Origin of the sequence: Roseovarius sp. EC-HK134, from assembly GCF_902498815.1 — a bacterium.
Lineage (GTDB): Bacteria > Pseudomonadota > Alphaproteobacteria > Rhodobacterales > Rhodobacteraceae > Roseovarius > Roseovarius mucosus_A.
Map to the genome: position 1 here is coordinate 2,463,590 of NZ_LR701544.1, position 21,061 is coordinate 2,484,650.

Sequence of the window (21,061 nt, forward strand, 5' to 3'; positions counted from 1 at the left end):
CGCCCTGCCCCTTAAATGATCCGTGGCCATGTATCCGAGAGCCGATAACCGCCCGGCCACGGATCGCTGGGGTCCAGCATATGCTGTGCCGTGCCGGTGATCCAGGCGCGGCCACTAATCTCGGGGCGAATGGCCTCTTGCCCGCCAACCTGCACCCGACCCAGAATCCGCCCGTGAAATTCTGACCCGATGATCGACACGCCGGTAAAGCGGTCGTCTTCGCCCATCTCGCCGCGCGCCGCGAGGATCGCCATGCGCGCCGAGACCGCCGTGCCGGTCGGCGACCGGTCCAGCTTGCCGGGCTGAATGGCGACCACCGATTGCGCGCGCAGGGCGCTCCCCTCGCGCGTGATCGGCCCGGCAAAAAGGCAGAACGAATGATGCGCCCAATCTGGCTTTTCGGGATGCTCGAACCGGAACTGGGCATTGGCGGCATTGGTGATGCGGATGCCAAGCTCTGCAATCCGGCGCGCGTTATCCTCGACCAGATCGACGCCAAGCGCCACGGGATCGACCACCACGAAACTATCCCCGCCAAAGGCCGTATCCACAGTAATCTGCCCGACACCCGGCACATCAAGCGGCACGCCCAAACGGCTGGCAAAGGAGGGCAAGTTCTCGACAAAGATGCGCTCGGCCTTGCCGTTGGCGCACTCGGCGCGCACCCGCACAAGCCCACCCGGCGCCTCAAGCACCATATGCGTCACCGGCTCTTGCATCGGGATGATGCCGCTGTCTAGCAGCACGGTCGACACGCAGATCGAGTTTGATCCCGACATCGGTGGTGTATCCTCGGGCTCCATGATGATCCAGGCGGCCTGTGCCTCTGGATGCTTGGGCGGCACCAGCAGATTGACATGCCGGAACACGCCGCCACGCGGCTCGTTCAGCATGAAATTGCGCAGGGTCTGATCCTCGGCGATCCATTTGCGCTGATCCCAGATCGTATCGCCGGGGGGCGGGGTTACGCCGCCCACGATGACATCGCCCACCTCGCCCTCGGCATGACAGGAAACGACATGGATGATCTTGGTGCTGCGCATGGTCCGGCTCAATCTTTCTGGCTACCTAGGCTTTGATCCGCCGGGGCAGCATGCCTGTGTCAAAGCGTCGGGTCACCGCCGCTCTGCGTCGGTTATGCCCGGGGTGCCTGCATGGGTCAATGGAGGCGCGCGGGCAGTCTACCCGCCCCTGATCCACGTCAAGGCAGTTGCGATTTGCCCGCCTATGCTAGAGGAACAGGAGGCGGCGCAAAATCCGCCGCCCCCGGCATATGTGCCCTGAGCAAAGGAACCCCGTTTGGCCCCGGCTGACCAGAAACCTGCCCGACACAACGCGCCTGCGACCGCGCAGAAAGACCCTGCATCTCCTTCGCCGTTGCCAGTGCCGCGCCGGGACGCTCCTGTTCGGAAATCCGGGCGGCGGTGGATATGGGTGGCAGCGGCGCTTGTCGGCATGGCCATTGCTGGGCTCATCACCGCTCAGGCGTGGATGGCCCGCCCGCCAACCGTCTTGGTCGAGACGGCAGCGCTGGCCCCTGTCACCCGCGTCTTGGCTGTGAATGGCCGGATCGCGGCTGTCAATTCGGTTGAGGTGACGTCAATCGTCACCGGCACGCTTGTGGCATTGCCTGTGATCGAGGGCGACCGTGTCGAGGCGGGTCAGATCTTGGCCCAAGTTGATGCCGAGGCGCAGAGCGCCAGCGTGCGACAGGCACAAGCCGCCCTAGACGCCGCGCGCGACGCACTCCGCGAAGCGCAGGCTGAATTTGATCGCGCCACGTCGCTCACCACCACAATCGCCCGCTCTGTGCGCGACACCTATGGCTACAGACTCGAGGCCGCGACCCAAGAGGTCGCCCGCCTTGGTGCGGCGCTCGATCAGGCGCGCGTTCTGCTGGCCAATCACACAATCCGCGCGCCTGTCGCAGGCAGTGTTGTAATGCTCGATGTCGAGCAGGGCCAACTTGTCAGCCCCGCCACGCCCATCCTGACGCTTGCCGACCTCAGCGCGCTTTTGGTCGAGGCCGATGTGGACGAGGCCTATGCCACCCAAATCGCCGTAGCGCAGCCCGCCCTTCTTCAATTGGCGGGCGAAACGCAGACCCGCGCGGGACAGGTCAGCTATGTCTCAAAACGGGTCGATATCGCAACCGGCGGGCTGGCGGTCGAGTTGTCCTTTGACACGCCCGTCCTTGCGCCGGTGGGCCTGACCGTGGCGACCAATATCATCGTGGATCAGCGCGACGCAGCCCTGACCGTGCCCCGCACCGCATTGGTTTCTGACGCAGGCGCACCGGGCGTTTTCGTCATTCGCGACGGCACGGCGAGGTTTCAGCCGATTTCAGTGGTCGAGTGGCCCGCCGCTCGGCTGATCGTCACGGCAGGGCTGGCCCAAGGCGATACTTTCGTCACCGAGGCCACCGGCATCGTGGATGGTCAGGCCGTCACAGCGGGGCCGCCCTGATGCTCTATGCGCTCAAGATCGCCGCTCGCTATCTGACCGCCAGCAAGGCGCAGACCGCGCTTTTGGTGCTCGGGGTGACGGTGGGTGTCTTTATCTTCATCTTCATGTCCGCCCTTATCGGGGGGCTGGCGCAATTCATCCTGTCGCGCACCGTGGGCGATATCGCCCATGTCACAATCGAGGCGGAACCGGATGATCCCACGCTTTTGTTCACGCCCGAAGGCCATGTGCTTATGGTCGCAGAACGGGGCCGCACCCGCACCGCCTCTTTGGCCGAGGCCGCAACGTGGCTGCCGCTGATTGAGGCGGTGCCGGGGGTCAAGGCGGTCTCGCCACAGATCACCGGGGCGGGGTTTCTGACGCGTGGGGCACAAGTGGAGCAGGTCAGCGTGACCGGGATTGAGCCGGGGCGCGAATCCGCGATCCTCGATCTGGACGGGTATATGGTTGAGGGGCGAGCAAGGCTGGGCGCAGGTCTGATCGTGGTGGGGCGCGAGCTTGCCGATGATCTCGACCTGTCGCTCAATCAGCCGCTGCGCCTGCAAAGCTCTGAGGGGGTGACGGCCCTGCTGACCCTCTCGGGTATCTTTGAGACGGGCAACGGGGCCTTGGACGGGGCGCGCGCCTTTGTCAGCCTGTCGACTGCACGCACGCTCTTTGCCATGCCACAGGGCGTGAGCCAGATCGAAATCAAGCTTTTGGACCTCAACGCCGCAGATGCCACGGCGCTGCGCATTCGCACCCTGACCGGGCTCGATGCCGTGCCCTGGACCGATGGGGCCGAACAGTTGATGGAGGCGCTGAGCGCACAGGCGCAGACCGGCTATTTCCTCAAGACATTCGCGCTTATCACCATTGTGATCGGCGTGGCCTCGGCGCTGCTGCTCTCGACCTACCGTCGCCGCCCGGAAATCGGGATCATGCGCGCGATGGGCGCGGGGCGCGGATTTGTCGTGGTGGTTTTCGTGACCCAAGGCGCGCTCATTGGGCTGATGGGCGGGATGATGGGCGCGGGGCTTGGGTATCTGGCGCTCCTGCCCTTCCCGCCGCGCGACGCGTTCAAGGCGGGCACCCTGCCGATGGACATCACCCAAGGCTCGTATGGTCTGGCCATTACCCTCACAGTGATCGGGGCTGTCCTCGCCTCGATCCTGCCTGCGCGCGCGGCGGCGCGGGTCGATCCTGTCACGGCGATTGGCCAATGAGCGCGCTTCTGGAGGTGCGCGATCTGGTCAAGACCTTCGGCACCGGAGAGGCCGCAACGCGGGTCTTGCGCGGGCTTTCGCTGCGGCTTGAGACAGGTGAAATGGCGGCTTTGCTGGGGCCATCCGGATCGGGCAAGAGCACGCTTTTGACCATTCTTGGCACTTTGATGAAACCCACTTCGGGCCGTCACGTCATGCTGGGCGAGGACCTGATTGCCGCCGATGACCGGGCCCTGACAGAGTTTCGCAATGCCCATATCGGATTTGTCTTTCAGTTCCACAATCTCTTACCGGATTTTACCGCGCTGGAGAATGTGATCTTTCCCACCGCCGTGCGCGAGGGCCGGGAAACCGCGCCGGTGCGGGCGCGGGGCCGTGATCTTTTGGCGCGGATGGGTCTGGCGGAGCGGATCAATTTCCCCGCCACCAGCCTGTCGGGCGGGCAAAAACAGCGCGTCGCCGTGGCGCGGGCGCTGATGAACAGCCCCGAACTCGTGCTGGCGGACGAACCGACTGGCAATCTCGACCGTGTGTCAGCCATGCAGGTGATGGAATTGATTGCCCAGATCAATCAAGAAGAGGGCACAACCTTTCTGATTTCGACCCATGACGACAAGATCGCATCGCTCTGTCGTCGGAAGATCGTGGTCGGGGATGGGCAGGTGACGGGCTGACCGCCAAAGGACCAGCCCACTCACCATAGAATCACGCCGCTTTGCCATCCTTGAGGCCATGTTGCGCGCGCAGGCCTAGCATCTGCCGCGCCTCGCGCCAGGTGGCCACAGGGCGGGCATGGCGCGCGCAGATCTCGACCACCCGCCGCACCAAAGCGGCATTCGAGGGCGCGAGGGTATCCCGATCCAGCCGCACGTTATCCTCAAGCCCGGTGCGGGCATGCCCGCCTGCCGCAACGGCCCAGTCGTTCAACGTGACCTGATGCCGCCCGATCCCCGCCGCGCACCAGGGCGCATCCGGGCCAAACAGGCGTTTGACCGTGTGGATGTAATAGTCGAACACATCGCGGTCGACCGGCATCGCATTCTTGACGCCCATCACGAACTGCACATAGGGCGTGCCAAGAAGTTGGCCTTGATCGGCCATGTCCTTGGCCTTGAGGATATGGCTTAGGTCAAACGCCTCGATCTCGGGCTTGACCTCATACTCGCGCATTTCCCCCGCCAGCCAGTTGACCAGATCGGGCGGGTTCTCATAGACCCGTGTGGGAAAGTTGTTGGACCCGACCGAGAGCGAGGCCATGTCAGGGCGCAAGGACAGCATCGCGCCGCGCGTCTGACCCGCACCAGAGCGCCCACCCGTGGAAAATTGAATGATCATACCGGGGCAATGGGTCTCGATCCCCTCTTTGAGGCGCGCGAATTTCTCAGGGTCGGACGAGGGCGAGCCATCGTCATTGCGCACATGGGCATGCACGATTGTGGCCCCGGCCTCAAACGCCTCATGGGTCGCTTCGACCTGTTCGGTCACAGTGATCGGCACTGCCGGGTTATCGGATTTCTGCGGCAAGCTTCCCGTGATTGCCACGCAGATGATGCAGGGATTGGTCATGTCGGAAACTCCTCTCAGGCCGCTTGCGCGGCCACGCGCGGCATCCGCGCAAGGGCATCAAGGAAAAACGGGCGAAACCCTTGCGGATGCTCGCTCATCGGGAAATGGCCTAGCTCATCCATCACCGAAACCGTCGCGCCGGGAATGGCGGCCGCCGTGCGTTTCGCATCCTCGGGCGTGCAGGTCAGATCATAGGCCCCGACCAGCAGATGCACCGGAGTTTTGCCAGTGTCGATCTGCGCCAATCGCGCGATCAAACTGTCATCGCGCGTGTAAAAGCTCAGATCCCCCCGAAACACGCCCGGCCCCGACTGCATGAACATCCAGAGCGTGTTCCAGCGTTCTGCATTTGGAGCATAGGGCGAGATATTGGCCGACACGAGCGCCGCGCCCATCTCGCCGCCATGGGCATCGGGACGGTGGAACCAGTCGATATCATACCATGCGGGCTGAAAATCCGATGCCTCGATGGCGATAAATCCGCTGAAGTGCTCCGGGTGCAGCGCCGCCAGTTGCAGCGCGATCCGCCCCCCCATGGAACAGCCCGCCAGAATGGGGCGCTCCAGTCCCAATCCGGCCACCACCGCCAACACCGTCTCGATATAGTCTTCGGTCGTAAGCAGGTATTCTTCGGTCTCGAACCCCTCTGGCGGCAGGGATTTGCCATGCCACGGCATGTCAAAGGCGATCAGGCGATGGTCCGCTGTCACCTTGGCATCGTTCATCAGATGACGCCATTGCCGCGTATCGGCCCCGGCGGTGTGCAGGCACAGAACAGGCCGCCCCTGCCCCGCCTCTTCGAAATAAATGCGGCGCGGCGCGCCCGCGATCTCGACCGTGATGTAACGTCCAGTGATGGGCTCGATGCTCATGCGGCAGCCTCCTCTTTGCACCGCGCAAGCGCCATGACTTCTTTGAAAAACCGCAGGTTCTTGACCAGGCTCAGAATGTCGCCGTCGATCCGCCCACGCCCGATTTTGGCCAGCCCAAAGATATCGTGAAATCCGGGCGCTGGGCGCGCCTGCCAGAACTGCTCCAGTGCGTCAGCATCAGTGCGCAACGCAAAGCGCCACGGCGTTTTGCGGCTTGGCCCGGCTACAACCGAAACGATCCGGCCCTTGTCAAAGGTCAGATAAATTTCGTCGCCCTCAATCTCGATCAGTACCGTCTCGGAAAAGAGCCGCCCAAGGCGCAAGAGATGGGGCTGGTCCTCTAGCCGTGTCGCAATCTCGCGAAATCTGTCGATCACCTCTGCCTCCCTCATAATGCTAGGTCTGTGCTAGAGGTGGCATTTAAGGGGGCGATTAATCTATGCCGGACCGGGTATCACGCGATACCGCCTGCGGCATTGGTTTGACACCCGCCTTGATCGACAACGAGGACCACAGGGTGCGCCCCGGCCTGCCCCACGCCATATGAAACCCCGTTTGGAGGAGAACCCATGGGAATCGTAAATCTGGAGAACATCACCGATGTGGTGATCGCAAGCCTCGGCAAGCACGGTGAGATCACTGAGCGTCAGCGCGACATCATGACCGCGCTCATTCGCCACCTGCACGCCTTTTGCAAGGATGTGAACCTGCAACACGGCGAGTTTCTTGAGGGCTGCGAATACCTCAAGCGCGCAGGCCAGACCTGCGACGAGAACCGGCAGGAGTTCATCCTTTTGGGCGATATTCTCGGCGTCGAAGTGCTGGTGGACATGCTGTCAAACCCAATTGACGGCCCCGAGAGCGAGTCGACCGTGCTGGGGCCGTTTTACCGCGAGAATCCGCCCGTGCTGCCCAAGGGGGCGTCGACCATCCAGAAACATTACGACACCGAGGAAACCGCCTATTTCGAGGGCTATATCCGCGACGCAGCAGGCAACGGCATTGCCGGTGTCACGCTTGATGTCTGGGAAGATGCGCCCAATGGCATCTACGAAAACCTCGATCCCGATCAACCGGAATACAACCTGCGCGGCCGGTTCGAGACCGATGAGAATGGTCACTACGCCTTTGTCGCCGTGCGCCCCGTGCCCTATCCGATCCCCGATACGGAAACGGCGGGCGAATTGCTGCGCTATATGGGCCATCATCCCTACCGCCCCGGACATATGCATTTCATCATCTCGAAAGACGGATATCGTCAGTTGATCAGCCAAATCTATGACGGTGACAGCAAATGGCTGGATGATGACAGCGTGTTCGCAGTCAAGGACAGCCTGATCGGCAAGTTCAAACCGGCCCCCAAAGAGCTTGGCACAGACCTGCATTTCGAATTCGACTTTGTGCTCAAGGCAGACGCTGCGGCGCAGGCCGTGGCCGCCGAATAACCCACCCTCCCTGCCTGGAACTTCAAGGCCCCCGTCACGCGGGGGCTTTTTTTATGCCCGCAACAGGCTAGGCTAGTTTTGGGGCTGGAGGGTGCCATGAATTTCAAGCAACTAACCTATTTCATAGCGGTGGCAGAAGAGTTGCACTTTGGCCGCGCCGCGGAACGGCTCGACATGGCGCAGCCGCCGCTTAGTCGCCAGATCAAACAGATCGAAGAAGAGTTGGGCGCGATCCTGTTCAACCGGGGCCGCAGTGCCATCAGCCTGACACAGGCCGGCGAGCGCTTGCTCGAACGCGGGCGGTCGATACTTGCACAGCTCGAGGATACCAAACTTGAAGTGCGCCGATTAGGTCAAGGGGCAGAGGGGCGGCTGCGTGTGGGGTTTGTTGGATCGGCCACCTTTGGCATCTTGCCAACGATCATCAAATCCTTTCGCGCCAATTACCCCGAGGTCAATCTGAGCCTTAACCCGATGAACAACGCGCAGCTGCATCGCGCGCTTGTCTCGCGCGAGCTTGACGTGGCCTTTGCCCGGCCCGCGCTGCGCGATCCGGAATTCGTTACCAAGGAATTAATGGAGGAAAAGCTGATCTTGGCCCTGCCCGATACGGTCGACACCGGCGGTCGCACCGTGGCCAAGCTGGAGCGGCTTGAGACGCATAATCTTGTGCTTTACCCCGAACACCCCCGGCCCAGCTATGCCGACTTTGTGCTCAAGGCGATTGAGGGCGCAGGGTTCACCGCCCCTCTGCGCCTTTGGTGCATGGATTTGCAAACAGCACTCAGCCTTGTGGCGATTGGCGAGGGCGTGTGCATCGTGCCGGAATCGGTCTCGACCGCGCCGCGCAAGGGCATGAAGTTTCTGCGCATTGAGCCAGAGATTGCCCGCACCAGCCTATCAGTCAATCACCGCCTCGACGAACAGGGTGTGCATGTGCACAACTTTGTCAAAATCGCTCAACGCGTGGCCCGCAAGCAGTTTTAAGGCGTGTTGCGCTCGACAGAAACCGCACATGTGCCGGGCTTGGCCCGGGACCTCGCCGAGGGGGCGTGGGGGGCCCCGGCGTTGTTTTTTTCAAGCAGAAGACGGCATACGAGATAGGAGTCCGTCTCGTGGGCTCGGAGATGTGTATAAGGGAAAGTTCGAAATGCGCGCCGCTTTCGATGGCGATGGTCTTGTGGATGATGTCCCCCTCGACGCGGGCGGTCGAGGTCAGGCGCACCTTGAGGCCACGCACGCGGCCCACGATACGACCGTTGATCACCACGTCATCGGCGATCACTTCGCCCTTGATGGTGGCGCCCTCGCCCACGGTCAGCAGATGCGCGCGGATGTCGCCCTCGATAGATCCCTCGACCTGAATATCGCCGGTGGTCTTGAGGTTGCCGGTCACGTGCAGGTCCGAGGACAGCACAGAGGCGGGCGGCTTGGCCTTGGGGGCGGAGGCCTTGAATTCCGTATTCAGCGCGTCAGGCCGCGCCGAATCGAGCCGGTTCTCGGAGGCAGCCGGTTTGGCCTCTGCAGGCTTTTGCGCGGGTTCGTTGATTTTGCTCTTAGAAAACATTGTTTGCAGCCTTGATATATATCATGGGGTTGACGGACTTGTCGCCGACGCGGACCTCGTAGTGTAGATGTGTGCCCGTAGAACGTCCAGAGTTGCCCATATCACCAATCCGTTCCCCGCGCGAGACCCTTTGCCCGACGTTGACACGGATTTGAGACAGATGCGCGTAGCGGGTTTCGATGCCAAAGGCGTGCTGGATCTTGATCAGGCGGCCATAGCCCGAAAGCCAGCCCGCGTGGGTCACGACGCCATCGGCGGTGGAATAGATCGGCGTGCCATGGGGGGCGGCGAAATCGGTGCCTTGGTGCATCCGACCCCAGCGCATGCCATAGCCCGATGTGTAGCGGAACGCGCTTTTGACGGGCAGGGCAAAGGGTGCCTTTTGCGCGGCAATGCGGTAGAGGTTCAGCTCGTCCATCCGGCCAAGGATGCGGTTTGCGCGCTCGGCATCGACGGAGGGTTCTTCGCCACGGGTAGAGAAGGACAGCGGCATCAGCGGGCCGCCCTGGCCGGAATAGCCCCGGCGCACCGTATCGAGCAAAGAATCGGTGTTCAGCCCTGCGGCACGAAACATCTTGTCGAGCGGTTCGACAGAGATCGCCATCGCATCCTCAAGCTGGCTGAAGATCTGGTCGTTCTGATCCTTGAGCAGGTCCAGTTCCAAAGCCATCTCTTCGGCTTTGAGGAGGGCATCCTGGGCATTGGCGATGGTTGTATCGCGTTCCTCTGCGGCATCCTCGAGTGCGGCGGTCAGGAAATCGACGGTGGCATCAGAGCCTGCGTCCGCCGTCGGCCCGACGCCGGTGCCGCCTTCTGACTCGAGGGAGAGGGCCAATTGCTCGACCTCGTCGCGCGCTTCTTCGCGCTCTGACATGGTGCGGCGCAGGGTGGATTGGATCACCTCGATGCCGGTTTCCAATTCGCGGCGGCGGGTTTCTGACGCCAGCAATTCGGACTGCATCAGCGAAATCTGTTCGAGCGCGGAAGAGAACCGCTCTTGTGCGGCAATCGCCTCTTGCGCGCGCTTGTCGCGTTCGGAGGACAGGGCGTTGAGGCGGTTTTCATAGGTGCGCTGATCGCGCTTGGCCTGTTCGCGGAAGTTGCCGGCCCCGATATTGTCCATCACGAGGATAGAGGTGGCGATGATTGACCACGCTATGATCGCCGAGGCCCCGAGAAAGGCGAAAAGCTGTGTTGAGGGGCGCAGGCGAATGAACCGCGTATCATTGTCGGATCGCAAAAAGACCCGACGTTCGGGAAAATACCTTTCAAGGATCGCATGGATTTTTATCGCAAGTCTTGTTCTCACGCGCTCATTGTCCCTGTTGCCCCTGCCGTAGTCCTGAAGGATGCCGCATTGATTGCAGGCACCGTAATGAACCGTGATTAGCCAGCGGTCGGGCTTTGGGCAAGATTTTTGACCAATCAGGGGGCGAGGCTGGGCTGTTTCTTGCCCGAGTGGCGGAAATTCGCCGATACTGTGGCCTGAATTTCAACCTTGAATTGAGCCAGCCTCGCTTAAAGGCCAGTAAAAATCGGGTGGAATGCCTGCTTCGGCCCGTTTTTCCTCGTTAAAGGGCGGTTTCAGCGCGCCATGGAAGTAGCGGCGTACGAGGTCGTGGAAGGTGGTCTTGGGGTCGAGGTCATGGCGACCGCATAGAAAGTGGAACCATTTGGAGCCATAGGCGACGTGATGCACCTCTTCGGCATAGATCACCTGCATGGCGGCGACGGCGGCGGACTCTCCTGCGCGGTCGAACACTTCGATCATACCGGGGGTGACATCAAGGCCGCGCGCCTCGAGCACCATGGGCACGACGGCAAGCCGACCCATGAAATCCTGCGCCGTATCCTCGGCGGCGCGCCACATGCCTGCATGGGCGGGCAGAGCGCCATAATGGCTGCCCATCGCTTCAAGACAGTCGCATATCATGTTGAAATGCTTGGATTCCTCATCGGCGGATTTGACCCAATCATCGTAGAATCCAAGCGGCATTGGGATGTCTGCAAAGCGTGCGATGATATCCCAATGCAGATCGACGGCGTTGAGTTCGATATGGGCCACGGCATGAAGAAGCGCGATGCGGCCCTGCACCGAACCGGGGCGGCGGCGCGGCACGTCGCGCGGGTCGAGCAGTTCGGGCTTGGCGGGCCGGGCAGGACGCAGGGGCGGTTGCGCACGCCCCAAAGGAATGTCGTGCCCTGCCGCGCGCGCGGCGAACCATGTGGCGGCATGGGCGCGCGACAGCGCCGTTTTGGTGCGGCCGTCGTGGGTAGAGAGCACCGCGACGGCCATGTCTGTCAGGGTTTGGGGGGTCACAGGGCCTTGACCGCGTCCAGCACCTCTTCGGCGTGGCCGGGCACCTTGACCTTGCGCCAGACACGCGCGATGCGACCCTCGCCATCAATCAGGAAGGTCGAGCGTTCGATGCCAAAGTATTTCTTGCCATACATGCTCTTTTCCGCCCAAACGCCGTAGGCTTCGCAAACATCCGTATGTTCGTCAGACAGGAGAGGCACAGTAAGTGCATGTTTCGATGCGAATTTTTCGTGGCTTGCGAGGCTGTCTTTGGAGATGCCCATGACCGTCACACCGGCGGCGTCGAACTGATCCTTGAGGGTGGAAAAGGCCACCGCCTCTTTTGTGCAGCCCGAAGTGTCATCGCGGGGATAAAAAAACAGGACAACTGCGCCGGGACGCAGGGCCGAGAGCGTAGTACTGTCACCCCCGGTGCGCGGCAGGGTGAAATCGGGGGCCATTTCGGATGTATCGGGCATGGGGTATCCTCTGGGATGAAAAATTGTGAATTCCATATTAGGACGCAAGAGACCAGAATAAAGCCACGAGGCAGAAGAGAGGCGCAAGACGCGCCCGAACGGATAGGATGAGCACGCAGCCGACACAAGAGCAGGGCGCGGCGGAAACGTCAGAGCCTGTCGGAAACCCGACCGCGCGCCCCCGCACGCGGCGTCAGGGTCGGCGTGCGCTGCGGCATGTGATGCAGTTTTTCTTTTCCTGCGCGGTGCTGGTTGTGGTTCTGGGCCTTGGTGTGGCGATGAGCATTGGCGCAAGCCTGCGCGCGCCCGGTTGGTTGCAGGAACGCATCGCCACGCGGATTGATGCAAGCGTGCCGGGGTATGCCCTTCGGTTCGGCGAGATGTCTTTGGTGGTGGGTGAGGATCTGGTGCCGCGTGTGGCGCTGCGCGATGTGGTGCTGGCCAATCTCGACGGGGTGCCGCTGGTCACGCTGGGATCGCTTGCGGTCACGGTGGCGCCCGCGCCGCTTTTGCGCGGCGAGGTGCAGCCCAAGGCGGTGCATCTGTCGGGGGCGCGTTTGGGGCTGCGGCGGATGGCGTCGGGCGAGTTCGCGATCATGTTCGAGGGCACGGGGCAGAACGGAACATTCAACGAGCAGATGGATGCGCTCTTTGCCCGACCACAACTGGATGCGCTGTCCCGTGTGACGGCGGATAACCTGACGCTGCGTTATGAGGATGCGCGCGCGGGCCGCGCCTGGAGTGCGGATGGCGGGCGGTTGGAGTTGACGCGCGCAGGCGATGATCTGACCTTGCGGGGCGACGTGGCGCTATTGGGGGCGCGCGATTATGCGACAACGCTGGCGGTGAACTATACGGGCCGGATTGGCAGCAAGGTGGCAGAGTTTGGCGCTACTTTTGAGGATATGCCCGCAGGTGACATTGCCGGACAGTCGCCGGCGCTGGCGTGGCTGGGGGCGTTGCAAGCGCCGATTTCCGGCGCGCTGCGGGCGGAGGTGGACGCCGAGGGGCGGCTGGGCCCGCTCAACGCCACGTTGCAGATTGGGGCGGGTGTGCTTCAGCCTACAGCCGCCACGGCCCCGATCAAGTTTCGCTCGGCGCGCAGCTATTTCACCTATGATCCCATGGTGCAGGAAATCCGCTTTACCGAATTGTCGGTCGATAGCGCCTGGGGGCAGGCGCGGGCCGAGGGCACGGCGCGGCTGGTGGGGATGGAGGCCGGGTGGCCGCGCGAATTGCAGGCACAGATCCGGGTGAGCGATGTGGTCGCGGACCCCGCCGATCTTTATCCCGAACCGATCCGGTTCGAAGAGGCGCAGGTGGCGCTGCGATTGCGGCTTGACCCATTCGTGCTGACCCTAGGCGCGTTGACCCTGAGCGATCAGGGTCAGTATCTGCGGGCGCGTGGCGAAGCGCGGGGCAGCGAGGCGGGGTGGGATATCTCGTTTGAGGGGGAAATGGACGGGCTGGCCCCAGAACGTCTGATGGCGCTCTGGCCACGTGCGGCGCTGGCCAATACCCGTAACTGGATTGATCAGAACGTGAAGACGGCGGATCTGCGAGATATCCAACTGGCCTTGCAGTTGCGGCCAAACCATCGGCCCGAATTCTACATTGGGTTTGATTTCGCGGATCTGGAGACTGTCTATATCCGTGACGTGCCGGCCCTTTCCGGGGCCTCTGGGCGGGCGTCGCTTTATGACCATCGCTTTGTCATTCATGCCGAGCGCGGGCATGTCGAGGCGGAAGAGGGCGGGTTCCTGAATGTTGCGGGGACCAGTTTCATCATCCCGGATGTGCGCATCAAGGAAAGCCCGGCTGAGGTTATGCTGCAAAGCCGAAGCACGATCACGGCGGCGCTGTCGCTGCTTGATTCGCCGCCCTTCCGGTTTTTGCAAAAGGCCGGGCAGCCGGTGACGGTCGCCGAGGGGCAAGCCGAGTTGGGGGGGCAGTTGGTGTTCCTCTTGAAAAAGCAACTGACGGCGGAAGAGGTGGCCTTTGACGTGACCGGCACATTGAGTGCGGTGCAAAGTGACACGCTGCTCAAGGGGCGGCGGCTTGCGGCGGAGACGCTGGAGATCGAGGCGAGTAACACAGGTTTGGAGATTGGCGGCGCGGCGCAGGTTGGCGACGTGCCGGTGCGGGGCAGTTGGAACATCGCGATTGGTGGCAACCCGCAAGGCGAAAGCCGCGTGCGCGGGCAGATCGAGCTGTCGCAGCGGTTTCTGGAGGAGTTCAAGATCGGGCTGCCGCCGGGCAGTGTGACGGGGGCCGGGCAGGGGGTGATGGAAATCGGCTTTGCCAAGGGACAGGCGCCGGAGTTTGCGCTGAGTTCCGATCTGGCGGGTGTCGGTTTGCGGTTGCCGCAACTGGATTGGGCATTGGGAGAGGCGCAGCTTGGGCGGCTGGATGTGACAGGCCGTCTGGGTTCTGTGCCCGAGATCACGGCGCTGGGCCTGAGCGGTGCCGGGTTAGAGGCGCGCGGGCGGGTGAGCCTGAACGCAGGCGGCGGGCTGGACCGGGCCGAGTTCAGCCGGGTCACGCTGGGCGGATGGCTTGATGCGCCGGTGGCGCTGGTCGGACGTGGGGTGGGCGTCGCACCGCGTATCGAGGTGACGGGCGGAACGGTTGATCTGCGGCAGACATCGCTGGGCGGTGCGGGCACTGGCGCGCGTGACGGCGGCGGCGGCGGTGGGGTGCCGATTGCCTTGCGGTTGGAGCGGTTGCAAATCTCGGAAGGTTTGGCGTTGACCCGGTTTAGCGCCGATCTGGATACCACGGGCGGCGCGAGTGGGAGCTTTACGGGGCTTTTGAACGATATCGCGCCGATCAGCGGGCAGGTGGTGCCGGTGGGGGGGCGCAGTGCCTTTCGGATCAGATCTGACGATGCCGGTGGCGTTCTCAAGGCGGCGGGGTTGTTGCGGCAAGCGCGCGAGGGGGCGCTGGAACTGGTGCTGACGCCCGCGCCGGAACCCGGGAGCTATGACGGGGTATTGGGCATTGATCAGGTTCGTATAAAGGAAGCCCCGGCGCTGGCGGCGCTGCTGAATACGGTCAGTGTGGTTGGGCTTTTGGAGCAGTTCTATGGGCAGGGGCTGCATTTTGGTCGGGTCGATGCGCGGTTTCGGCTGACGCCGGAGCGGCTGATCCTGTTGGAGGGCAGTGCGGTGGGGGCCTCGGTCGGAATTTCGATGGATGGCTATTATGGTCTGGCCGAGAAGCAGATGGATATGCAAGGCGTGGTCTCGCCCGTCTATCTGCTCAATGGTATCGGAGAGGCCTTTACCCGGCCCGGTGAGGGGCTTATCGGGATGAACTATACGCTCAAGGGGCCATCTTCGGACCCGGCGGTGTCGGTCAATCCGTTGTCGGCGCTTGCGCCGGGATTCCTGCGTGAGATGTTCCGGCGGCCTGCGCCCACGGTGGGCACGGGGCGGGCAGCCACCTCGGGTCAGGTCGAAAAGCCGCAAGAGCGCGAGGCGCAAGACATTCACCGAAGACAGGACAGATGAAGCTATCGGATTTTGATTTTGACCTGCCGGAGGCGCTGATTGCCACGCGCCCCGCAAGGCCCCGACGTGCGGCGCGGTTGCTGGTGGCGGAGGGTGAGGGGATCACCGATGCGGGGGTGGCTGATCTGGGGCGCTGGCTGCGGCCCGGTGATCGGTTGGTCCTGAATGACACGCGGGTGATCCCGGCGCGGCTGTCGGGTTTGCGCCATCGGTCGGGCGCGCAGGGGGACACGGCGGCGAAGATCGAGGTCACGCTGCTGGAGCCGGGGGCGGATGGCAGCTGGGGTGCGCTGATCAAGCCGTTGAAAAAGGTGAGCGAGGGCGAGGAAATCGTGTTTTCCGAGCGGCTCTCGGCGGTGCTTTTGGCCAAGGAAGAGGGGCAGGGGCGGCTGCGATTCAACCTTATGGGCGACGATTTCGATGCGGCGCTGGCAGAGGCGGGGGCAATGCCGCTGCCGCCCTATATCGCCGCGCGCCGACCTGCGGATGAACAGGACAAGGTGGATTATCAGACTGTTTGGGCACGGGCACCGGGGGCGGTGGCGGCACCGACGGCCTCGTTGCACTTTGATGAGGCGCTGCTTGCGGAACTGGCGGCGCTGGGCGTGGGGTTTAGCCATGTCACGCTGCATGTGGGGGCGGGGACGTTTTTGCCGGTCAAGGTCGAGGATGTTACCACCCACCGGATGCATGCCGAATGGGGCGAAGTCAGTGCCAAGGCTGCCGCCGAGATGGCCGCGACGCGCGCGGCGGGCGGGCGCATCATTCCGGTGGGCACCACCGCGCTGCGATTGATCGAGACGGCGGCGCGGGCCACTGGCGAAATCGCGGCCTGGTCAGGGGATACGGATATTTTCATCTATCCCGGTTTTGAGTTCCGCGTTGCCGATGCCTTGATGACCAATTTTCACCTGCCGAAATCGACATTGATGATGCTGGTGTCCGCGCTGATGGGGCAGGATACGATCCGGCGGATCTATGCCCATGCGGTGGCGGCGCGCTATCGCTTTTTCTCTTATGGGGATGCGTCGCTCTTGATCCCTGCGGCAAAGGCTGACAGGCGGGGCGCGCAAGGGACAGAGTAAGTCGTCTTTGGGGTGCCGCACCGTCGTGCATCTGTTAGGCTGGTCCCGAAGAATAAGGAGAGCGCGATGTTTCAGGTGCTGTCGGGGGCGTGGGCCCTCTTGCTGGGCATGATGTTGTTGCAGGTTGGCAATGGCATGCAGGGCACGCTTCTGGGGGTTCGGGGCGCTCTTGAGGGGTTTTCGACCTACGAGATGTCGGTGGTCATGTCGTCTTATTTCGTGGGCTTTCTGTTTGGGTCGCGGATGGCGCCGGATATGATCCGCCGGGTCGGGCATGTGCGGGTCTTTGCGGCCCTTGGCTCGATGATTTCGGCGGTTCTGATTCTTTATCCCACGATTACAGAGCCTTGGGCTTGGTCGATTGGGCGGGTGTTGATCGGATTCTGCTTTTCTGGCGTTTATGTGACCGCCGAAAGCTGGCTGAACAATTCCGCAACCAATGCCACGCGCGGCAAGGCGCTGTCGCTCTATATGATCGTGCAGATGATCGGCATCGTGTCGGCGCAGGGGTTGATGGTGCTGGCGGACCCGTCGGGCTATGTTCTGTTCGTCATCCCGTCGGTTCTGGTGTCGCTGGCCTTTGCGCCCATTCTGCTGTCGGTCAGCCCGACACCTGCATTTGGCACGACCAAGCCGCTCTCGCTCAGGCAGATCATGAAAATCTCGCCTCTGGGCTGTGTCGGGATGCTGCTGACCGGGGGGGTCTTTGCGGCGCAATTCGGGATGGCGGCGGTCTATGGTGCCGAAGCGGGGCTGAGCGTGGGGCAAATCTCGGCTTTTGTCGCGTCGTTTTACGTGGCTGCGGTGGTGGCGCAATATCCGCTTGGGTGGCTGTCTGACCGGATGGACCGGCGCAAGCTGATTGCGGCGGTATCGCTGGGCACGGGTATCGGCGCGGTGGTCGGTATGCTGCTGGGGGACAATTTCTGGTTTCTGATGCTGGCGGCCTTTATCGTCGGGGGCACGTCGAACCCGCTTTATTCGCTGCTGATTGCCTATACCAACGACTTTCTCGCGCATGAGGATATGGCGGCGGCGGCCGGTGGCATGGTGTTCATCAACGGCTTGGGGGCGATTGCCGGACCGCTGATGGTTGGCTGGATGATGGGGGTGATGGGGCCGGGGGGCTATTTTCTATATATCGCGATACTGATGTTTGCGATGGTGGCCTATGCCATCTATCGGATGACGCAGCGCAAAGCCCCGACGGTGCGCGAAACCGACCGGTATATGCCGGTTTCGCCGTCTTCTTCGCCGATGGCGGTAGAATTTGCGCAAGAATATGCCATTGAGAGCGCGCAAGAGGCGAAAGAGGATTGAAATCGGGAAATTATATCCTTTCTGTAGCATTATGTTACTGTGGAACGGGCTAAAATCCCGTTACCGTCTTAAAAACGTCATAGGATATTGAGGAGTCCCCCTATGGTCACACCCGACGACGTGCTGCGGTTCTGGCTTGATGAGGTCGGACCGGCGGGGTGGTACAAGACATCCGAGGCGCTGGATGCCGAAGTGCGGGAGCGGTTTTTGGCGGCATGGGAGAATGCCCGAGAGGGGGCGTGCGGTCTTTGGCTGACCTATCCCAATGGCATGCTGGCCTATGTGATCCTGACCGATCAGTTTCCGCGCAATATGTTCCGGGATGACGCGCGGGCCTTTGCCACCGACCAACAGGCGCTGGCGGCGGGCAAGGCGGCCATCAACCGCGGATGGGATATGCGGGTCGACGAACCGGCGCGGCAGTTCTTTTACCTGCCGCTCATGCATTCCGAAAACCTCTGTGATCAGGAACGCTGTGTGCGCCTGATGTGCGAGCGTATGCCCGAGCACGGGGCCGAGAACCTGACGCATGCGCGGGCGCATCGCGAGGTGATCCGGCAGTTTGGTCGTTTTCCTTATCGCAATGCCGCGTTGGCGCGGCCATCCACGGCGTCTGAACGGGCGTTCGAGTCTGAGGGTGGCTATGGCGGCACCCTGCGGCGGATCATGCAGGCGGCGTGATCTGCCCTTTTACTGTGTTCCGAATTGTTGGAAGAACGCGCGTGGCGATTGTTTGTTCAATCGGTCAATCATGTCGCGTTGCGATTTGGTGTAAAATAGTTTAATGGCAAACTAAATTTGGAAACGGAGGGCCACATGGCGTCGACTACCTATGATATGATTGTAATCGGGGCGGGTCCGGGCGGCTATGTGGCCGCAATCCGGGGCGCGCAACTGGGCCTCAAGGTGGCGATTGTCGAGCGCGAGCATATGGGCGGCATTTGCCTGAACTGGGGCTGTATCCCGACCAAGGCGATGCTGCGTTCGTCCGAGGTGTTTCACCTGATGCACCGCGCCAAGGAGTTTGGCCTGAAGGCCGAGGGGATCGGCTATGATCTTGATGCGGTGGTCAAACGCTCGCGGGGGGTGGCCAAGCAGTTGAGCGGCGGCGTCGCGCATCTGATGAAGAAGAACAAGGTCACGGTGGTGATGGGGGCTGCGAGTTTGCCCGCCAAGGGCAAGGTCATCGTCAAGACCGAGAAGGGCGTCGAAGAGCTGGAGGCCAAGCATATCATTCTGGCCACTGGCGCGCGGGCCCGTGAATTGCCGGGGCTAGAGGCCGACGGTGATTTGGTGTGGACCTATAAGCACGCGCTGGTGCCATCCCGCATGCCCAAAAAGCTTTTGGTGATTGGGTCGGGGGCCATCGGGATCGAGTTTGCCAGTTTCTACAATACCTTGGGTGCCGATACGACAGTGGTCGAGGTAATGGACCGTATTCTGCCGGTGGAGGATGCCGAGATCTCTGCCTTCGCCAAAAAGGCGTTTACCAAGCAAAAGATGAAGATCATGGAAAAGGCCATGGTCAAGCAATTGGATCGGGGCAAGGGCACCGTGACCGCGCATATCGAGATGGGCGGCAAGGTTGAAAAGCACGAGTTTGACACGGTGATTTCCGCTGTGGGCATTGTCGGCAATGTCGAGGGGCTGGGCCTAGAGGCGTTGGGCGTCAAGATCGACCGCACCCATGTGGTGACGGATGAGTATTGCCGCACCGGGGTAGACGGCCTGTATGCCATCGGCGATATCGCGGGCGCGCCGTGGCTGGCGCACAAGGCCAGCCATGAGGGCGTTATGGTCGCCGAATTGATCGCAGGCGGGCATCCTCATCCCGTGAAGCCCGAGAGCATCGCGGGCTGCACCTATTGCCATCCGCAGGTGGCAAGCGTTGGCCTGACCGAAGCCAAGGCCAAGGAAAAGGGCTATGCTGTCAAAGTGGGCCGTTTCCCGTTCATCGGCAACGGCAAGGCGATTGCGCTGGGCGAGCCGGAGGGCATGATCAAGACGGTGTTCGATGCCAAGACGGGGGAGCTTTTGGGCGCGCATATGGTGGGTGCCGAGGTGACAGAGTTGATCCAAGGCTATGTGGTGGGCCGTCAGTTGGAGACCACCGAAGAAGACCTGATGAACACGGTCTTCCCGCATCCCACGCTGAGCGAGATGATGCATGAAAGTGTGCTCGATGCCTATGATCGGGTGATCCACATCTAAAGCGGTAACGCTGACGCGCCCGGATCAGGGCGCGTCGTTGAAATGCCACCGCGCACGGCGGGGCACGCGCACCGCGAGCATGGGCTTGAGCAGGCCCATGCGAAAGCGGGTAAGGTCGAGCGCCTCATGCACGCCCACGGTTTCTTCGCCATCGAGCTGAGTTTTGACCGCTGAGCGGCTGTAAAACGGCGCGTCGAGCATGGGTTTCACCTGATGTGGCTGATACCCCGCATCGGCGCGGGTATCGCGCGCCACTTGCCAGAGACTGCGGCGCATCTTGGCTTTGGGCGGCAGGGGGATGGTCTGTGCTTGCCCGTCTGCATCGAAATGCACCGCCGCAGCGAGCGATGAGCCATCCATCCGCACCGCGTCATAAAAGCAGGTTGAGCCGCCCCGCACGGGGTAGCGCCCCCATGTCCAATATCTGAAATCCTGTTCCAGCGCGCGGGTGCCGAAATTGGCATCGAAATAGCCATGGCCCGTCCATTGCCAACCGGGCGCGTCGAGATCGACCTCGATCGTCGAAGTGGGGCCAAAGGGCCGCCAGATATGGGTGCCCTCGGGGGTGAGCGGGAGTTCCACTTGTGTGAGCGCCGTTGGGGTCACGGTGATGCGCCCGCGCACGCGCGAAATGAGAGGGGGCGAGGAGATTTCATTGATCTCGATGATCAGGCGGCCATCTTCCCAGCGCATCGAGGAGGGGCCGACGGTCAGGCAATCGCGGCTCTGGCGCAGGGCCGATGTGCCCCGGTCGGTCATGGTAAAGCGGCCACCGGGGCCGTAGGTGGCGACGTTGATGCAGACGTGATTGGCCGGGTTGCGGCGGCCTGACCATGCATACCACGGCGAGAACACCGAACCGATGAAGGCAATCACGCTGACGGCGCGCCCGCCATCATCGCTCAGGCCGTCGATATACCACCAGGCGTAGCCGTTTGAGGGCACGTCGAGGTCAAAGTTCGGTCGCTCAAGATCGCCTCTGCCGCGTGCCGGGCGGAGAGCGTGGCCATCGGCACCCCCGCCCCCGGATGGGC

18 protein-coding genes are annotated in these 21,061 nt (G+C 62.3%); 10 read left to right on the forward strand and 8 right to left on the reverse strand.

The genetic code is table 11. The annotated features are described in order from the left end of the window. Positions 1-11: 11 nt before the first annotated feature. Positions 12-1,043 carry a proline racemase family protein gene (locus GC127_RS15805; RefSeq protein WP_151978950.1) on the reverse strand — a complete coding sequence of 344 codons (1,032 nt, stop codon included), beginning with the start codon at positions 1,041-1,043 and terminating at the stop codon, positions 12-14. A gap of 391 nt (positions 1,044-1,434) precedes the next feature. On the opposite strand from GC127_RS15805, the gene GC127_RS15810 reads away from it, so the two are divergent. The 3 genes from GC127_RS15810 to GC127_RS15820 are packed head-to-tail and all read left to right on the forward strand — an operon-like array spanning position 1,435 to position 4,345. Beyond that, positions 1,435-2,466 (forward strand): efflux RND transporter periplasmic adaptor subunit, encoded by a 1,032-nt coding sequence (locus GC127_RS15810; RefSeq protein WP_151978951.1) that lies wholly within the window; start codon positions 1,435-1,437, stop codon positions 2,464-2,466. Next, positions 2,466-3,671, forward strand: coding sequence for an ABC transporter permease (locus tag GC127_RS15815; RefSeq protein ID WP_151978952.1), 1,206 nt, complete (start codon positions 2,466-2,468; stop codon positions 3,669-3,671). Before GC127_RS15810 ends, GC127_RS15815 begins: the two co-directional genes overlap by 1 nt. Continuing rightward, positions 3,668-4,345, forward strand: coding sequence for an ABC transporter ATP-binding protein (locus GC127_RS15820; RefSeq protein ID WP_151978953.1), 678 nt, complete (start codon positions 3,668-3,670; stop codon positions 4,343-4,345). The genes GC127_RS15815 and GC127_RS15820 overlap by 4 nt, the downstream gene beginning before the upstream one ends. A gap of 31 nt (positions 4,346-4,376) precedes the next feature. Here GC127_RS15820 and GC127_RS15825 read toward each other — a convergent pair whose 3' ends face one another. The 3 genes from GC127_RS15825 to GC127_RS15835 are packed head-to-tail and all read right to left on the reverse strand — an operon-like array spanning position 4,377 to position 6,501. Continuing rightward, complete coding sequence (locus GC127_RS15825) at positions 4,377-5,237, reverse strand: 3-keto-5-aminohexanoate cleavage protein (protein ID WP_151978954.1); 861 nt, start codon at positions 5,235-5,237, stop codon at positions 4,377-4,379. Between the two features lie 14 nt (positions 5,238-5,251). Next, positions 5,252-6,109, reverse strand: coding sequence for an alpha/beta fold hydrolase (locus GC127_RS15830; protein WP_151978955.1), 858 nt, complete (start codon positions 6,107-6,109; stop codon positions 5,252-5,254). Beyond that, positions 6,106-6,501 (reverse strand): hypothetical protein, encoded by a 396-nt coding sequence (locus tag GC127_RS15835; RefSeq protein ID WP_151978956.1) that lies wholly within the window; start codon positions 6,499-6,501, stop codon positions 6,106-6,108. The genes GC127_RS15830 and GC127_RS15835 overlap by 4 nt, the downstream gene beginning before the upstream one ends. Before the next feature lie 177 nt (positions 6,502-6,678). Here GC127_RS15835 and GC127_RS15840 point away from each other — a divergent pair, with 177 nt between their 5' ends. Both GC127_RS15840 and GC127_RS15845 read left to right on the forward strand, forming a co-directional pair. Further along, the gene (locus tag GC127_RS15840; protein WP_008281990.1) at positions 6,679-7,554 is read left to right on the forward strand and encodes a dioxygenase; all 876 of its coding nucleotides are present in this window, start codon (positions 6,679-6,681) and stop codon (positions 7,552-7,554) included. Between the two features lie 96 nt (positions 7,555-7,650). Further along, a complete protein-coding gene (locus GC127_RS15845) occupies positions 7,651-8,541 on the forward strand; it encodes a LysR family transcriptional regulator (RefSeq protein WP_081508320.1) in 891 nt (296 codons plus the stop codon). A gap of 569 nt (positions 8,542-9,110) precedes the next feature. Here the strand turns inward: GC127_RS15845 and GC127_RS15855 are convergent. From GC127_RS15855 to GC127_RS15865, 3 genes are all read right to left on the reverse strand, one after another. Continuing rightward, positions 9,111-10,430, reverse strand: a complete 1,320-nt coding sequence (locus GC127_RS15855; RefSeq protein ID WP_198385577.1) for a M23 family metallopeptidase — start codon at positions 10,428-10,430, stop codon at positions 9,111-9,113. Between the two features lie 183 nt (positions 10,431-10,613). Continuing rightward, a complete protein-coding gene (locus GC127_RS15860) occupies positions 10,614-11,417 on the reverse strand; it encodes a ferritin-like domain-containing protein (protein ID WP_151979809.1) in 804 nt (267 codons plus the stop codon). A 20-nt stretch (positions 11,418-11,437) separates the two neighbouring features. Continuing rightward, the gene (locus GC127_RS15865) at positions 11,438-11,899 is read right to left on the reverse strand and encodes a peroxiredoxin (RefSeq protein ID WP_008280403.1); all 462 of its coding nucleotides are present in this window, start codon (positions 11,897-11,899) and stop codon (positions 11,438-11,440) included. Positions 11,900-12,006: 107 nt separating this feature from the next. On the opposite strand from GC127_RS15865, the gene GC127_RS15870 reads away from it, so the two are divergent. From GC127_RS15870 to lpdA, 5 genes are all read left to right on the forward strand, one after another. Further along, on the forward strand, positions 12,007-15,411 hold the full coding sequence (locus tag GC127_RS15870; RefSeq protein WP_151978976.1) for an AsmA-like C-terminal region-containing protein: 3,405 nt from the start codon (positions 12,007-12,009) through the stop codon (positions 15,409-15,411). Beyond that, positions 15,408-16,496 (forward strand): tRNA preQ1(34) S-adenosylmethionine ribosyltransferase-isomerase QueA, encoded by a 1,089-nt coding sequence (queA, locus tag GC127_RS15875; protein WP_151978977.1) that lies wholly within the window; start codon positions 15,408-15,410, stop codon positions 16,494-16,496. Before GC127_RS15870 ends, queA begins: the two co-directional genes overlap by 4 nt. Before the next feature lie 66 nt (positions 16,497-16,562). After that, the gene (locus GC127_RS15880; RefSeq protein WP_008280400.1) at positions 16,563-17,816 is read left to right on the forward strand and encodes an MFS transporter; all 1,254 of its coding nucleotides are present in this window, start codon (positions 16,563-16,565) and stop codon (positions 17,814-17,816) included. Positions 17,817-17,918: 102 nt separating this feature from the next. Further along, positions 17,919-18,497 (forward strand): DUF924 family protein, encoded by a 579-nt coding sequence (locus tag GC127_RS15885; RefSeq protein WP_008280399.1) that lies wholly within the window; start codon positions 17,919-17,921, stop codon positions 18,495-18,497. Positions 18,498-18,632: 135 nt separating this feature from the next. After that, positions 18,633-20,027 (forward strand): dihydrolipoyl dehydrogenase, encoded by a 1,395-nt coding sequence (gene lpdA / locus GC127_RS15890; RefSeq protein WP_151978978.1) that lies wholly within the window; start codon positions 18,633-18,635, stop codon positions 20,025-20,027. 24 nt (positions 20,028-20,051) lie between these two features. Here lpdA and crtC read toward each other — a convergent pair whose 3' ends face one another. Next, positions 20,052-20,933 carry a carotenoid 1,2-hydratase gene (gene crtC, locus GC127_RS15895; RefSeq protein WP_037297518.1) on the reverse strand — a complete coding sequence of 294 codons (882 nt, stop codon included), beginning with the start codon at positions 20,931-20,933 and terminating at the stop codon, positions 20,052-20,054. Between the last annotated feature and the right edge of the window lie 128 nt (positions 20,934-21,061).